General features: G+C 69.9%; 15 protein-coding genes. 9 read left to right on the top strand and 6 right to left on the bottom strand.

The window, feature by feature from the left end; all coding sequences use genetic code 11:
* Positions 1-57: 57 nt before the first annotated feature.
* From ACZ69M_RS24780 to ACZ69M_RS24770, 3 genes are all read right to left on the bottom strand, one after another.
* The gene (locus ACZ69M_RS24780) at positions 58-474 is read right to left on the bottom strand and encodes an SDR family oxidoreductase (RefSeq protein ID WP_470053193.1); all 417 of its coding nucleotides are present in this window, start codon (positions 472-474) and stop codon (positions 58-60) included.
* Positions 475-965: 491 nt separating this feature from the next.
* Positions 966-1418, bottom strand: a complete 453-nt coding sequence (locus ACZ69M_RS24775; RefSeq protein WP_470052934.1) for an organic hydroperoxide resistance protein — start codon at positions 1416-1418, stop codon at positions 966-968.
* Between the two features lie 270 nt (positions 1419-1688).
* Positions 1689-2300 carry a TetR/AcrR family transcriptional regulator gene (locus ACZ69M_RS24770; RefSeq protein ID WP_470052932.1) on the bottom strand — a complete coding sequence of 204 codons (612 nt, stop codon included), beginning with the start codon at positions 2298-2300 and terminating at the stop codon, positions 1689-1691.
* A 161-nt stretch (positions 2301-2461) separates the two neighbouring features.
* Between ACZ69M_RS24770 and ACZ69M_RS24765 the strand changes: the two genes are divergently transcribed.
* From ACZ69M_RS24765 to ACZ69M_RS24735, 7 genes are all read left to right on the top strand, one after another.
* Entirely contained in the window at positions 2462-3034 is a 573-nt protein-coding gene (locus ACZ69M_RS24765; RefSeq protein ID WP_470052930.1) for an ester cyclase, read from the top strand.
* A gap of 385 nt (positions 3035-3419) precedes the next feature.
* Positions 3420-4295, top strand: coding sequence for a helix-turn-helix domain-containing protein (locus ACZ69M_RS24760; protein WP_470052929.1), 876 nt, complete (start codon positions 3420-3422; stop codon positions 4293-4295).
* Positions 4296-4509: 214 nt separating this feature from the next.
* Entirely contained in the window at positions 4510-6501 is a 1992-nt protein-coding gene (locus ACZ69M_RS24755; RefSeq protein ID WP_470052927.1) for a maleylacetate reductase and hydroxyquinol 1,2-dioxygenase domain-containing protein, read from the top strand.
* A 14-nt stretch (positions 6502-6515) separates the two neighbouring features.
* On the top strand, positions 6516-8279 hold the full coding sequence (locus ACZ69M_RS24750; RefSeq protein ID WP_470052925.1) for an FAD-dependent oxidoreductase: 1764 nt from the start codon (positions 6516-6518) through the stop codon (positions 8277-8279).
* Positions 8280-8395: 116 nt separating this feature from the next.
* Positions 8396-9178, top strand: coding sequence for a CoA transferase subunit A (locus ACZ69M_RS24745; RefSeq protein WP_470052923.1), 783 nt, complete (start codon positions 8396-8398; stop codon positions 9176-9178).
* Complete coding sequence (locus ACZ69M_RS24740; protein WP_470052921.1) at positions 9178-9822, top strand: CoA transferase subunit B; 645 nt, start codon at positions 9178-9180, stop codon at positions 9820-9822. Before ACZ69M_RS24745 ends, ACZ69M_RS24740 begins: the two co-directional genes overlap by 1 nt.
* Positions 9823-9874: 52 nt before the next feature.
* Positions 9875-11065: a thiolase family protein gene (locus tag ACZ69M_RS24735; RefSeq protein WP_470052919.1), complete on the top strand. Its 1191-nt coding sequence runs from the start codon at positions 9875-9877 to the stop codon at positions 11063-11065.
* 19 nt (positions 11066-11084) lie between these two features.
* Here the strand turns inward: ACZ69M_RS24735 and ACZ69M_RS24730 are convergent, their stop codons facing one another.
* Entirely contained in the window at positions 11085-11546 is a 462-nt protein-coding gene (locus tag ACZ69M_RS24730; protein WP_470052917.1) for a MarR family winged helix-turn-helix transcriptional regulator, read from the bottom strand.
* Positions 11547-11631: 85 nt separating this feature from the next.
* Between ACZ69M_RS24730 and ACZ69M_RS24725 the strand changes: the two genes are divergently transcribed.
* Both ACZ69M_RS24725 and ACZ69M_RS24720 read left to right on the top strand, forming a co-directional pair.
* A complete protein-coding gene (locus ACZ69M_RS24725; protein WP_470052915.1) occupies positions 11632-12192 on the top strand; it encodes an NADPH-dependent FMN reductase in 561 nt (186 codons plus the stop codon).
* Between the two features lie 114 nt (positions 12193-12306).
* On the top strand, positions 12307-13371 hold the full coding sequence (locus ACZ69M_RS24720; RefSeq protein ID WP_470052913.1) for an LLM class flavin-dependent oxidoreductase: 1065 nt from the start codon (positions 12307-12309) through the stop codon (positions 13369-13371).
* 272 nt (positions 13372-13643) lie between these two features.
* On the opposite strand, the gene ACZ69M_RS24715 is transcribed toward ACZ69M_RS24720, so the two are convergent.
* Together ACZ69M_RS24715 and ACZ69M_RS24710 are read right to left on the bottom strand one after the other, a co-directional pair.
* Positions 13644-14318, bottom strand: a complete 675-nt coding sequence (locus tag ACZ69M_RS24715) for a hypothetical protein (protein WP_470052911.1) — start codon at positions 14316-14318, stop codon at positions 13644-13646.
* Between the two features lie 94 nt (positions 14319-14412).
* Positions 14413-15531, bottom strand: a complete 1119-nt coding sequence (locus ACZ69M_RS24710; protein ID WP_470052909.1) for a PP2C family protein-serine/threonine phosphatase — start codon at positions 15529-15531, stop codon at positions 14413-14415.
* Positions 15532-15621: the final 90 nt, after the last annotated feature.

Genomic DNA, 15621 nt, shown 5'->3' with positions numbered 1-15621 from the left:
ACCGCTGACATGGCCGGCCTTCGGCGAGACGACGAAGGCGACGACCTCGGCGCGGGCTCAGCCGCGGGTCTTGTCGCTGTGGTCCCGCCGAGGGCGCCGAACAGGTCGCGAGCCCGGGGGTCGGGTGTGGGCGGGACCGGGGGCAACCGTGTTGAAGCGGACGCCGCGGCCGCTGTACTCGGCCGTCCAGCCTTGCGTCAAGGATGCCGACGCGGCCTTGGTCGCGCCGTACGCGGCACCCGTGGCCAGGCCGATGCCGCCCGCCATGCTGCCGATATTGATCACGTTACCCGATCCCTTCGCCGCCGTCGCCGGGGCGAATGCCGCGACGAAGGAGAACGCCGCGCGCACGTTGCCGGCGAACATCACGTCGTAGTCGGACACCTTCATCCCCTCGGCCGGTGCCCAGAGCGCGTGCCCGGCGTTGTTGACCAGGACGTCGATCTCACCGGCCTCGGCGTCCGGCCGGTCGATGCCGGACGTGGCCCCGGTGACCAGGCGCTCTTTCGGGGTGTCGTAGCGGGCTGCGACGCGTTCGAGGTGCGGGGGCTGTCGTTCACCGAGCCGGGGCTCCGCGGCGCGTGTTCATCAGCGCGAGTGCCGACGCCTGCCCGGCGGTGTCGTCGAACAGGCCGCGCAGGACTACCACGCCTGGCTGCACGAGCTGTTCTTCGACGTCGCCCAGCAGGCAGGCGCCACGGGCGCGAAGTCACTCACCCACCGGCGGGCCGCCGCGCCCGCACGGGTGCCGCTCGATTCTGCTCTACGACGGCGCCGGGATCAGTGCCTGGCCGGACCACGATCCCGGCGCCGAGACAGCGGCCCGCACCGTAGCCGCTCCCCTGGTCGAGGCCGCCATCCCGGACTGAGACGAACCGCCCGACGGCGACCACGCCCACCAGTCGTTGGTGGCCCAGCCCAAAGGGGGCCGCTCCCCCGCCGGGAGTGAGCCGGGCCGGGCCGACTCAGTCGCCGACGCCCGGGGCGACCTCGTGACCGTTGGCGGTCAAGGTGACGTCGATATTGCCCCGGGTGGCGTTCGAGTAGGGACACACCTGATGTGCGGCCGCGACGATCTGCGCTGCCTGCTCGGGATCCGAGATCTGCGGCAGGGTCACGTGGAGCTCCACGGCAAGTGCGAAACCACGATCCTCGGTGGGCAGGAGGCTGACCCGGCTATCGATCGAAGCGTCGCCGGTTTCGACCCTTTCGCGACGGCCCACCACGCCGAGTGCGCCCTCGAAGCAGGCCGCATAACCCACCGCGAAGAGCTGTTCGGGGTTCGTGCCACCCCCCTCGCCACCCATCTCCTTCGGCGCGCGGAGCTGGACGTCCAGGACTCCGTCATGGGTGCGCCCGTGGCCGTTCGCACGGCCGCCGGTCACGGTCGCCTCCGCCGTGTAGAGAACTCGTGCCATCTCGATCTCCCTTCCGGACCTGCGGATTGCCCCGACCCACAGCCGGGACCTTTCCAAAGTCTGCCGCTGATCGCACCTCGACGAACCCATCCGTACGGCATGAGCGACCGGTCACTCCCGCGTCCGGTTCGTCGAACGGCCGTAGAGACCGACACGGCATCGCGGTGCGTGGCACAGCTTCAGCCGCCGGAATGAGTCCTGAGCGTGCGTGGAGCTGTCGAGCGACGTCCGGACCAGCGCCGTCGCGCAGGCGGCTTTCGGTGAACGGTGTCAGTGAAGGGTAGCGACCGAAGTGCGGTAGAGAACTTCCTCGGCGCGCTCCCATGACCAGCCGTTCTCCACCACGAGCGTTCGCCAGCCGGTGGGACCGAACCAGTACCAGAGAAGGTCGGCCGTCTCCTGCACCGAGTGGGAGGGCGGCGGAGTCAGGTGGTGCAGGTGCCGAGCGGTCGCGCGCAGCGCGTCCCGGTACGTCGCGGTCGCGCGCTCCCACAGGGCCTCGCCGTTCTCATGCACGGGCAGCGCCTTGCGGATCGCTTCATGCACGGCGAACTGCCCCTCGTTGCCCATCCGCGTGCCATGGGCCAGGGCTTTCAGGACCGACTCCGGTGTCCGCAGGGCGAGCAGGTCCTCCATGGCCTGCTCGTAACCAGAAGCGATCACACCCTGGTCGACGATCCGGTTCAGGATGTCGCTCTTGCTCCCGACACTCGCGAACACGGTCTTCGAGGCGACGCCGGCCGCTGAAGCGATGTCGGCGACGGTCACGCGACCGTAGCCGCGCTCGGCGAACAGTTCCGTGGCCTGACCGAGGATCAATGCCCGCGTCCGTGCGGCGGCCTGCTCGCGCAGCGGGGAGACATAGCGGCGCTTGGACGGCATGGCGTCATCCTAAGGCGTGAATTCATTAGGCGTGCTATAACCTCAATATCCGCCGGCCGCCCTCACACTCGGCCCCGGCCACGACCGCACCCCGTCCCCCTCGGACCGGGCGGCGTCACCCCCAGATCGCACACCCGTCGAAAAGGATCAACGCAATGGGCATGGATGCCACGGACCTGGCTCACGGACTCTTCCGGGTCCTCGAGACAGGCGATCCGGCACTGGCCGCAGAGGTGGTGCACGAGGACTTCCACAACCGCGAGGCCGCCGTGTCACCCACGGCCTGCGCACTTCCCGGACCGGCGGGAGTCCTTGCCTCCGGCGCGTGGATGCGCTTCGCCTTCAGCGACCTGACCTTCCCTGTCCTCGGTATCGCCCGCAACGACGAACAGGTCTGGGTACGGCTTCGCATGCAGGGCCGCCACACAGGTCCCTTCGTCCGCTTCCGTGACGGCGCTCCAGACCAGGCCATACCGCCCACCGGGCGTGACATCGACTTCGAACAGATCCACGTGCTCGAACTCCGCGACGGCAAAGTGGTCGGGCACGAAGCGGTGCGCGACGACATGACCATGCTCGGCCAGCTCGGCGTCTTCCCGCCCGCTCCGGCCACCGCGCTGCGCATGGTGGCCTGGCGGGTGACTGGAAGGGCCGCGCGCGCCGCGACCGACGTCACGGCGAAAGCCGTGGAGGCGGCCGGCCGCCCGCAGGGCAACCCGGGACCGAGCCGCTGAGCCCCTGAACCGCCGAGCCACCGACTCGCCGAGCCCCTGAACCGAAAGCCTCCTCGGCGTCCCGGCAGGCCAGGTTCCACCCGGGACGACACGGGCAGCGTCCACACAACCACCCCACGACCGTGCCGTCGCGGGCGGACGCGCCTCCGACGGGGTCGCCATCGGTGGGCCCGGTCCGGCCGCCCACGCCGGTAGCGGGGTGGGTTCCGGACCCGGCCCGCCCGACCTGACCATTCGCCGACGTCCCGCCGACCGACCCCACCCCACCCCTCCGCCTCCCCGGCGGGAATATCCGGCAATGATTTAGCACTCAACAATATGGACCTGATCGCCGACCGTATGGGAGGCTCGCATGGGCACCACCGCCGAGATCGGGGATGGAACGATGTCTGAGCTGGGCCTCCTCGACACCGGTGGCATCCTGCGCCAGGCATGGGTCGCCCCGGACCGGACGAGCTCGGGCCTGGGCTGGGAGCACGCGTATCTGTCCACCCAGCGGGAAGCGCCGTACCACTCGACCTTCGACAGTGCCCCCACCCATCTGCTGATCCTTCACCTCAGTGGCCCGGTGACCGTCCGACGCCGGTCCGGCCGGTCGATGCGGGCCCAGCGGATTCCGGCGGGGGGGCTCTTTGTCCATCCGGCAGGTCGCGCACTGGATGTCGAACTCCAGGGCGGCCTCGACACGGTCCACCTCTATCTCAGCGACTCGGCCCTCCAGGAAGCGCACGGCGGCCGTGGGGCAGTGGAACTCGCCGAGGAACTTGGCAGCTCGGATCCCCTGATCGAGCAGGTCATGCTGGCCCTGGACGGCGCCGTGCGGCAGTGGGAACCCTCCGCGCGCACCTACGTCGATCGCCTCGTCGGCATGCTCGCCGCCCAGCTCGCCCACGCGCACACGGCCGGTCGGCCTCCCGCCCCGGCCGGCGCGATGTCGGGACTGACCACTCAACAGCTCGTGTCCGCACGGGAGTTGATGGATCAGCACATCTCCGACCCACTGCGCGTCTCCGACCTGGCCGCCGCCACTGGGCTGAGCGCGAGCCAGTTCAGTCGGCAGTTCAGGACGAGCACCGGAAAATCTCCGCACCAGTTCCTCTTGCAACTGCGGCTGGACCACGCGCGCCGGATGCTGCGCACCACGGTCCTGCCCATCCCCGACGTGGCCGTCCACTGCGGTTTCTCGCATCAGGAACACCTGACGCGCGTGATGCGGGCCAAGCTCGGCACGACCCCCGCCGCGGTCCGACGCGCGGGCTGACGCCGCGCTCCACGGCCCGCCCCGGCCCGTCCCGCCCGCCCCTTTCCTCCGGCGCACCACAGGCGCCGCATCCGCCGCGTGCCCCCGCCAGAGCCACCGCACCGCGCCGATCCTGCAGAAACACGCGCGAAACGTGCAGGAGTCCGAGCGCCCGCCGTCCCCACACTCGGTGTCAGAAATTCAGGGACCCACGGCAACGCGAAGGCGGACCCCCATGAGGAATTTCGTGTACACCTCCCATCCCTCGCGGATCGTCTCCGGCACCGGAACGGTCAGCCAGGTCCGCGAGGAGGTCGAGCGACTCGGCTGTTCCCGAGTCCTCCTCCTGTCCACTCCGTCGGTGGCCAAGGCCGCCGCCCGGGTCCGTGATGTCCTCGGTGACGTCACCGTGGCGGAGTTCGACGGTGCCACCATGCACACTCCGGTCGACGTGACCGAGCGGGCCCTCGACGTCCTGCGGAAACACTCCGCCGACTGCCTGGTGGCTGTCGGTGGCGGTTCCACCACGGGGCTGGCCAAGGCACTCGCGCTCCGCACCGATCTGCCGCAGCTGATCCTTCCCACCACCTACGCGGGTTCCGAAGTCACCCCCGTCCTCGGCGAGACACAGGACGGACGCAAGACCACGGTGGCCTCCCCCGCGATCCTGCCCGAGACCGTCGTCTACGACGTCGAGTTCACCCTCGGCCTGCCGGTGGGCCTGTCGGTCACCAGCGCGGTCAACGCCATGGCCCACGCCGTGGAAGCCCTGTACGCGCCACAGGCGAACCCCGTCATCGACGCCATGGCTCTCGACGCGATCGCGCGGAGCGCCCGCTCCCTGCCGGCGCTCGCGGCTGAGCCGTCCGACACCGCGGCACGCGCCGACCTCCTGCATGCCGCGTGGCTGGCCGGTACCTGCCTCGGCTCCGTCGGTATGGGCCTGCATCACAAGCTGTGCCACACGCTCGGGGGTGCGTTCGACTTGGCGCACGCCGCGACGCACACCGTGATCCTGCCGCACGCGATGGCCTACAACGCCCCGGCCGCCGGGGACGCCATGAGTCGCATCGCCGACGCACTCGGCGTGCCGGACGCTCCGAGCGGGATGTTCGACCTGATCACCTCGCTCGGGGGCCCCACCTCGCTGCGTGAGCTGGGCATGGCGGAGACGGATCTGCCGCACGCCGCGCGGCTGGCGGTCGCCACGCCGTACCCCAACCCCCGTGAGCTGACGCCCACGGGAATCGTGAGCCTGTTGCGCGATGCCTGGCAGGGCCGCCGTCCCACGGTTCCCGCGACGCCGACTCCTGCTCCGCGAACCCCTGGGCTGTCGGCCCCCGAGGCGCACGGAGCGGCTTCGGACGTGGAGCGCCTGACCGCCCAGGTGGTGGAGAGCTTCGCAGACGCACCCGATCCGCGGGGCAGGCAGCTGATCAGTGACCTCGTACGGCACCTGCACCACTTCGTGACAAGCAATGACGTCACCGAATCCGAGTGGGAGCGGGCCATCGACTTCCTGACCCGTACCGGACAGATCTCCACCAGCACCCGCCAGGAGTTCGTGCTGCTGTCCGACACGCTCGGGGTCTCCAGCGTCGTCGACCTGCTCACTCATTCACGCACCCCGCAGACCACACCGTCAGCGGTCCTCGGCCCCTTCTACACGGACGGGCCGCCGGAAACCGTACAGGGCGGCGACATCTCACAGGGGGTGGCCGGCACCCCCCTGTGGGCGGACATCCTCATCACCGATACGGACGGACGGCCCGTGCCGGATGTCGTCACTGACGTCTGGCAGGCCAACAAGGACGGTTTCTACGACGTCCAGCTGCCCGAGTTCGACGGACCGGTGCTGCGCGGCCGCCTGCGCACCGACGAGCAGGGACGCCTGCGCTTCTGGACGATCCTGCCGGCCGAGTACCCGATCCCGGACGACGGACCGGTGGGACAGCTGCTCCAAGCCGTCGAACGTCATCCCTACCGTGCGCCCCACCTGCACTTCATGATCTCCGCCGCCGGCCACCAGCGCCTGATCACCCAGCTGTTCGTGAAGGGCGGCCACTACATCGACTCCGACACCGTGTTCGGCGTCAAGGAGGGCCTGATCGTGGATTTCACCCCCCGGGTCGGACCGACCCCGGACGGCCGTGCCGTCGACGGGGAGTGGCGCAGCCTGCAGTTCACCTTCCGCATCGCCCGCCTGGCCGACGGCCCCGCACACTGACCTGGAGCAGTCTCATGAACTCGACCCACACTTACGACACCGACGTCCTCGTGGTCGGCAGTGGCCCCGCCGGTGGATCCGCGGCCCTGCTCCTGGCCACGTACGGCATTCGCACGCTGCTCGTCACCAAGTACGGCTGGCTGGCCGACACCCCCCGTGCGCACATCACCAACCAGCGCACGATGGAGGTACTGCGCGACCTCGGCGTGGACGGCGAAGCAGCCGCGGCCGGCAGCCCCGCCGAACTCATGGGCGACACCGTGCTGTGCACCGCCCTGGCCGGCGAGGAGATCGGCCGGATCCGCAGCTGGGGCACCGGCCCGCACGCGGCGACCGAGTACGGTGCCGCCAGCCCCGCGCAGATGATCGACCTTCCGCAGACCCTTCTGGAACCGATCCTGGTGAAGAACGCCGCGGCGCGAGGAGCCAAGATCCGCTTCGACACGGAGTTCCTCAGCCTGGAACAGGACGCCGACGGCGTCACCGCCCGGCTCCGGGACCGGGTGCGGGGCGACGAGTTCACCGTGCGAGCCCGCTACCTGATCGGCGCGGACGGCGGCCGCAGCGGGGTGGCGGAGCAGATCGGACTGCCGATCGACGGGCAGAGCGGCAAGGCCGGCAGCATGAACATCGTCTTCAAGGCCGACCTGTCCCGGCACGTGGCCCACCGCCCGAGCGTTCTGTACTGGGTGATGCGTCCCGGCGCCCACATGGGCGGCATCGGCATGGGGCTGGTGCGCATGGTGCGGCCGTGGAACGAATGGCTGCTGGTGTGGGGATACGACATCGATCAGCCCCCGCCCCACATGGACGAGGCGACCGCCCGTGACATCGTCCACGACCTCATCGGCGACCGCGACATTCCCGTCGAGATCACGTCGAGCTCGCTGTGGACGGTCAATCACAGCTATGCCACGACGTATTCGTCCGGGCGGGTCTTCTGCGCAGGGGACGCGGTGCACCGGCACCCGCCGTCCAACGGCCTCGGTTCCAACACCTCGATCCAGGACTCGTACAACCTCGCCTGGAAGCTCGCCATGGTCATCCGCGGGCAGGCCGGCCCGGGGCTCCTCGACACGTACACCGCGGAGCGGGCACCGGTCGGCCGGCAGATCGTCGATCGCGCCAACCTCAGCCGTGACCAGTTCGGCCCGATCTTCCAGGCACTGGGACTCGACGAGTACAGCGAGGAGGAGGACATCGTCGACGGTCTCGCCGCGTGCCGCAGCGGGACGGCCGAGGGCACCAAGCGACGACAGGCGCTGGAAGAGGCCATTCAGCTCAAGAACTACGAGTTCAACGCCCATGGCGTAGAGATGAACCAGCGCTACGACTCCTCCGCGGTCGTCCAGGACACCGGCGCCGCCGAGGAATGGGCCCGGGATCCGGAGCTCTTCCACCGGCCGACGACCCGCCCCGGCGCGAAACTCCCGCACGCCTGGCTCGTCGACGGCAACGGCCACCGCCTGTCCACGCTGGACGTCGTCGGCAAGGGCACCCTCACGCTGATCACCGGCCTGTCCGGTGGCGTGTGGGAGTCGGCCGCGGCCGACTGCGCCGAGGCTCTGGGGATTCCCCTGAAGTGCGTCCGCATCGGCGCCGAGGACAGCCGCGACGCCTACGGCGAGTGGCGCCGGACATCGGAGGTGGCCGAGGACGGGTGCCTGCTCGTCCGCCCGGACGGACACATCGCCTGGCGGGCCTCCTCGGCGCCGGACGCCGACTCCGCGGCATACGGCGAGCTGCTCGAAGCCCTGAGGACCGTACTGCACCGTTGACGACCGCGACGCGGCAACGGCGTACAGCCACACACTCACACCCCTACACGGAAACCCGAACAGAGGCAGACACCACTCGGGGCGAGTCTGCCGGACCGGAACGGAGCGCAGTGCACATGGACAAGGTGATTGCCACGGCCGAGGAGGCACTGGCCGGCGTCATGGACGGAGCGTCCCTCGCCGTGGGCGGCTTCGGCCTCAGCGGCGTCCCCGACGTGCTGATCCGCGCGCTGCACGCGACCGGTGTGACCGGGCTGAGCGTGGTCTCCAACAACTGCGGCGTGGACGGCGGCGGCCTGGGCATCCTGCTCGCCGCCGGTCGCATAGCCCGCGTCACCGGCTCGTACGTCGGCGACAACAAGGAGTTCGCCCGCCAGTACCTCTCCGGTGAGCTGCTGGTCGAACTGACGCCGCAGGGCACGCTCGCCGAGCGCCTGCGCGCCGGGGGATGCGGCATCCCCGCCTTCTTCACGCCCGCCGGTGTCGGTACCCAGGTCGCCGAGGGCGGCCTGCCCTGGCGCTACGCCTCCGACGGCACCGTGGCCGTCACCTCACCTCCCAAGGAGGTCCGCGAGTTCGACGGCCGGCGTCATGTGCTCGAGCACGGCATCACCACCGACTTCGCACTGGTGCGGGCGGCCAGGGGCGACCGCCACGGCAATCTCGTCTTCCACCGCTCGGCCCGTAACTTCAACCCGCTCGCCGCGATGGCCGGCCGCGTCACAATCGCCGAGGTCGAGCAGCTGGCCGAGCCCGGCGAGCTCGACCCGGACGAGATCCATCTCCCCGGCGTGTTCGTCCAGCGTGTGGTGGAACTGACGCCGGAGCAGGCCGCGGACAAACACATCGAACGGCGCACTGTCTCAGCGCCGTCGGCACGAGGGACGGTGCGGCACTGATGCCATGGACCAGGAACGAGATGGCCGCACGTGCGGCGGCGGAGATCCGGGACGGCGACTACGTCAACCTCGGCATCGGACTGCCCACGCTGGTGCCTGAGCACGTGTCCGAAGGAGTGCACGTGGTGCTCCAGTCGGAGAACGGGGTCCTCGGCGTCGGGCCGTACCCGGCCGAGGAGGACGTGGACCCCGACCTGATCAACGCGGGCAAGGAGACGGTCACCGTACTGCCCGGTGCGAGCTTCTTCGACTCCGCGTTGTCCTTCGGCATGATCAGGGGCGGTCACATCGACACCGCCATTCTGGGAGCCATGCAGGTCTCCGCCACCGGAGATCTCGCCAACTGGATGATCCCGGGCAAGATGGTGAAGGGCATGGGCGGTGCGATGGACCTCATCCACGGCGCCCGCCGAGTCGTCGTCGTCATGGACCACTGCGCCAAGGACGGCAGTGCGAAGCTCGTCGCCGCGTGCACCCTGCCCCTCACCGGAGTGGCCTGCGTCGACCGGGTCATCACCGACCTCGGCGTACTGGACGTCACCGAGGACGGACTCGTCCTCGTGGAGACCGCTCCCGGCGTCAGCACGGACGAGATGGTCAGCCGCACCGCCGCGCCCGTGCGCGTACCGGACCCCATCGGCTGACCCCGATTCAGTACTCCCCCCTTCCTAGGTCCCCCCACCACAAGGAGTCCCGATGAACGAGCGCCTGCGAGACGTCTACGTCGTCGACGCCGTCCGCACCCCGATCGGCCGATACGGCGGTGCCCTGTCCGCCGTGCGCCCGGACGACCTCGCCGCCGGAGTCGTACGTGAACTGCTCCGCCGCAGTCCCGCCCTGGACCCGTCCCTCATCGGTGACGTGTTCTTCGGAAACGCCAACGGCGCCGGGGAGGACAACCGGGACGTCGCCCGTATGGCCGTGCTGCTGGCCGGTCTTCCCGTGACGGTCCCCGGAACCACCGTCAACCGGTTGTGCGGCTCGGGGATGGAGGCGGTCGTCCAGGCCGCCCGCGCGGTGGCGCTCGGCGACGCCTGCGTCGCCGTGGCCGGCGGAGTGGAGTCCATGAGCCGCGCCCCGTGGGTCATGCCCAAACCGGAGCGCGCCTACCCGGTCGGCAACCAGGAGCTGTACTCCACCACCCTCGGCTGGCGGATGGTCAACCCGCGGATGCCCGACGCGTGGACCATCCCGCTCGGCGAGAGCGCCGAGCTGATCGCCGACAAGTACGGCATCACCCGCGAGGCCCAGGACGCCTTCGCGCTCGCCAGCCACGAGAAGGCCGCCCGGGCGTGGAAGGGCGGTGCGTACGACGCCGAGGTGGTCCCCGTCGAGAGTGTGGACCTGCCCCGCGACGAGGGGATCCGGGACGACACCTCACTCGAGGCGCTGGCCCGCCTCAAGCCGGTCTTCCGTGCGGGCGGCACGGTCACGGCCGGCAACGCCTCGCCCCTCAACGACGGCGCGGCGGCCCTGCTGCTGGTCGACGAGGCCGGGCTGGCCGAGACGGGCCGTGAGCCGCTGGCCAGGATCCGCGCCAGTGCCGTGACGGGCATCGAGCCGCAGTACTTCGGTCTCGGCCCGGTCGACGCCATCCGCAAGGCCCTGACGAAGGCGGGCCGCACCTTCGACGCCCTGCACACCGTCGAGCTCAACGAGGCATACGCCGCCCAGGCGCTGGGCTGTCTCGCCGCCCTGCCGGAACTCGACCCCGACCTCCTCAACCCGAAGGGCGGCGCCGTCGCCCTCGGGCATCCCCTCGGCGCCTCCGGTGCTCGTATCACCGGAGCGGTTGCCCATCAGCTCGCGGAAGCCGGCTCGGGCACGGGCCTGGCCGCGCTGTGCATCGGCGTCGGGCAGGGCCTGGCCCTGGTCCTGGAGCGCTGAGGCGGCGACCGCCACCCGGTCAGGATGTCGTCGCCACGCGTTCGAGTGCGGCGGTGAGTGCGGCGAGGTCATGGCCGGCGAGGTTGTCGAGAACGTGCCGTCGGATGCTGGCCAGGTGGGCGGGCCAGGCCTCCTGGAGGCGGGCGAGGCCGTCGTCGGTGAGGACGGCGTTCCAACCGCGCAGGTCTTCCTGGCACTTGGCTCGTTGGACGAATCCCTGCTTCTCGAGGCGGTTGACGACACGCGTCATCCCGCTGAGCGAGAGATTGCAGGCGGTGGCGAGCTCGCTCATCCGCATCCGGCGGTGGGGCGCCTCGGACAGGAACATGAGCGGGGTGTACTCGGAAAGGGGCAGCCCTCCGTCGCCGACCATGTCCGCGTCCACCAGTCGAGGCAGCGCCATCATGACGTGGGCCAGAGCGCGCACGAGCGCTTCCTCGGTCCGGTCCATGGGGCGCAGGGGCTGTTCGTCGTGGGGCATGCCTCACACCCTATCTCCTTGACACGGCAAGCACTCATACATTTACTTGACTCGACAAGCACACATACAAACGAAGGTGCACACCATGACCAGGATCGGCATCATCCTCGGCAGCACGCGCCCCGGACGCAACGGCGAGGCCGTCGCCCACTGGGTGCATGAGCTGGCCACACAGCGCACCGACGCGCAGTACGAGCTCGTCGACCTCGTGGACTACAAGCTGCCGCTGCTGGATGAGGCCTACCCGCCGGCGATGGGCCAGTACAGCCAGCCGCACACGCAGCAGTGGGCCGCGAAGATCGCCTCGTTCGACGGCTTCGTCATCGTGACCCCCGAGTACAACCACTCGGTGCCCGGCGCGCTGAAGAACGCCATCGACTTCCTGGCGGCCGAATGGGCCAACAAGGCCGTCGGCTTCGTCAGTTACGGCTCCACCGGCGGCGTCCGCGCCGTCGAGCACCTGCGCCTGATCGCCGGTGAACTGCAGATGGCGGACGTCCGCTCCCAGGTGGCGCTGTCCCTGTTCACCGACTTCGAGAACTTCAGCGCCTTCAAGCCGGCCGACAGCCACCGTGCCGCCGTCACCGCCACCCTCGACCAGGTCGTGGCGTGGAGCAACGCTCTCGCTCCGCTGCGCTCCGCCTGACGCGAGGAATCACGGGGCGCCGCCCAACCGTGCCTCGCGCCGGTGCCCGACACCGGTGCGGGGTGCGGGTCCTGAGCCACCGTTCGACCGTTACGGGAAATGAGAAATCCGCCGATGTCAGAACGTGCTGCCTCCTCCGCGGGTGGGCACCCGATCACGCTTGGGCTGGACACGTTCGGCGACGTGACCGACGACGCCCAGGGCCGACCGCTCTCGCACGGCGAGACGATCCGTAACCTGGTGGCGGAGGGTGTCCTCGCCGATGAGGCCGGACTCGACCACTTCGCCATCGGTGAGCACCACGTCGACTGGATGCCGCTCTCGGCGGCGGACGTGGTGCTCGGGGCGATCGCGTCGCGTACTTCGCGCATACGTCTGGGATCCGGTGTCACCGTGATCAGCTCGGACGATCCCGTTCGGGTCTACCAGCGGTACGCGACCCTCGACGCCGTGTCCGACGGCCGTGCCGAGGTGATTCTCGGCCGGGGCTCGAGCACGGAGTCCTTCCCGCTGTTCGGCTACGACCTCGGCGACTACGACACCCTCTTCGAGGAGAAGGTCGGCCTCTTCGCCGAACTGCGCAAGGAGAAGCCCGTCTCCTGGTCCGGCAGCACCCGGCCGGCACTGGTGAACCAGCCCGTCTACCCGCACAGCGAGTCCGGGGCGATCCCCACCTGGATCGGCGTCGGCGGAAATCCTCAGTCCGTCGTCCGTGCCGCACGCTACGGATTTCCGCTGATGCTCGCGATCATCAGCGGTCCGACCGCGCGGTTCGCCCCCTTCTCGCAGCTCTTCCGCCAGGCGCTGGAGAAGTTCGGCCGACCCGATGTGCCGGTCGGCGTGCACAGTCCGGGGCATGTGGCCGCGACCGACGCGCAGGCGGTGGAGGAGTTCTGGCCGTACTACGAGAAGACCATGCGCATGATGGCCCGGCAGCGAGGATTCCGCGTCCCGGCATTCGCGCACTTCATGAGCGATGTCGGTCCCGGCGGCGGGCTGTTCGTCGGATCACCGGAGACCGTGGCACAGAAGATCGCCACCACCCTCCGGGAACTCGACGCGAGCCGCTTCGACCTCAAGTACGGGATGAACGGTCTGCCGCACGAGACACTCATGACCACCATCGAGCTCTTCGGCGCCAAGGTGGCCCCGCGGGTGCGGGAGCTGATGGCCTCGTGAGGTGTTCCGCCTCAGGCCGACCGGCTTCGCCGTCCAAGCCTGCGCCCCGTGATGGCTGACACGGGTGCAGGAGGGTCGCGACTGTGGGAGCACGCGACCCATCGGACACGGCTGTAGCGGTGACCGTCGGGGCGGTGTCCATGGCCCGCGCACTGAGTGCGCGACGGAGGGCCGACGGATACCGCCCCTTGCCGTTGCTGACGCCAAAACCTTCGCTCCCTGTCGTGCGTCCGGCCGACGCGCGGGACGTTCAGCCGGGCGGGGACACAGCTTCAGCTCACGAACTCCTCGTCCCCGTAGCGCACCTCGGCTCGGTTCCAGTCGACGCCGAGTTCGGCCGTGAACCTCTGGGCCACCGGCAGGTCGGCGAGTGGGGCGACGAGGATGAGCCGCCCGTCCAGGGTGACCGAGCAGCCGCCGAGCCGGTCGCGGGCCTCCGCGTCCGCGAGCAGCGCGTCATGCAGACGGGTCCGACTGACGCCGGGGGCCTGGATCTCGACCGCGTCGGTGTCCGGCGAGGTGCGTGGCAGGCAGCGGAACGTGAGCACCGAATCCTGGTGGTACTGCTTGGCCACGACGCCGGCGATGTGGTGGAGCCCGGCGCGGCCCACCTGGTCGACATCGAACTCGCGTGAACGCTCGTAGGTGGCTTTCTTCAGGTCGCCGGACCAGAAGACGCCGTCGAGCAGGGTCGAGGAGCCGGGTCTGGCACCGTTGGTGCGGATGATCTCGCGCACCTCGTGGTCGAAGTGCGTCAGGCGGGTGTTGAGCCGGGAGTCGGCCGAATCCGTGATGATCGCGGTGTTGTCGGTGGCGAAGATCTCCGCAGTGGGGCAACTCCGAGTCGCCGGGCTTGCCGGTGCGCTTCCCGCGCCCGCGACTCCCAGCGTCAGGGCGGCAACCGTGGCCAGGGCGCGCAACTGCCGCCGCATGATGACGTTCTTCATGCGGTGATCAACGAGCCTTGGCCGACTTCGTTGCGTCACCGCCCGCGCCGCACCGCGGATCCGACCGCGGGCCCCGGCCACGGCATCCGGCCACCTACACCGGGTACTCCGGTGCCTGGGTGCTCGGACGCCTCACCGCGAGGGCCGCGATGTCGTCGTTGAGCCTGCCGCCGCTGTAGTGAAGCAGGTCCTGGTGGAGCCGGTCGAGCAGCTCACGGGGCGGCCTCGGGCCCTGCCGCCGCATCCAGTCCGGGAGCGGGAAGAACTCGCCGGTGCGGCCCCGGGTCTCCGATACACCGTCGGTGTAGAGCAGTAGCTGGTCGCCCGGGGTGAAGTCGACGGTGTCGACGCAGTAATGGTCTCCGATGAGCGACGCGAGGTGCAGAGGCGGCGAGGGAGCGGTGGGATCCAGGACGCGGATCTTCCCGCGATGCGCGAGCAACGGCGGCGGGTGCCCACAGTTGAGAAGTCTGACGTGGCCGCCGCCGTGCGGGATCTCGACGAGGAGAGCGGTGGCGAAGCGCTCCGGCAGGTCCGGCGCCGGGAACGCGACGCTGTAGCGGTTGATGCTGATCTCCAGACGATGGACGACGCCTCTCAGGTCGGGCTCGTCGTACGCGGCCTCCCTGAAGCAGCTGATCACCGCCGAGGCCGCCCCCACCGCGGACAGGCCCTTGCCGCGTACGTCGCCGATGAGCAGTCGGACCCCGTACGACGTGGCGGCGGCTTCATAGAAGTCGCCGCCGATCCGGGCCTGTTGTTGGGCCGCCAGATACAGCGACTCGATCTCTACGTCGTCCATGCGGCGTGGCAGAGGGCGCAGCAGTACCTTCTGGGCCGCGTCGGCGACGAGGCGGATGTGGAAGAGCGCCTCCTCGCGCTGAAGTCGGACATGGCTCGCGTAGGCGGCCGCCAGGGTGACCGCGACGATCGCCGCCGCGGTGTACTGCGTGCCCAGGTCGGTGTAGACGAAGCTGAGACCGATCATGACCAGCAGGCAGAGCGCGCCCAGCAGGATCGTGGGGAGTACGGGCCACATCGCGGCGGCGAGGGCAGGGGCGGCGGGCAGAAGTCGGCTGACGGCGATCTCCCTGGGTGTGGAGAACGCCAGGCAGGTGATGAGCAGAGTGAGGACGACCGGTGACAGCGGGGCAGCTTCCCACCAACCACCGCCGAGGGAACGACGGCGCCGCAGCCATCCGGACATGATCACAAAACGCATCATATCGGTCGAAGTGGATATCGAGCGGGGCATCGGGCGGTCAGGCCCGACTCGGGGCCGTAGACCCGCGGCGGGCCGGTG

This window comes from Streptomyces sp. NPDC107454 (assembly GCF_055582885.1).
This window is presented reverse-complemented; position numbering and strand designations above follow the sequence as displayed.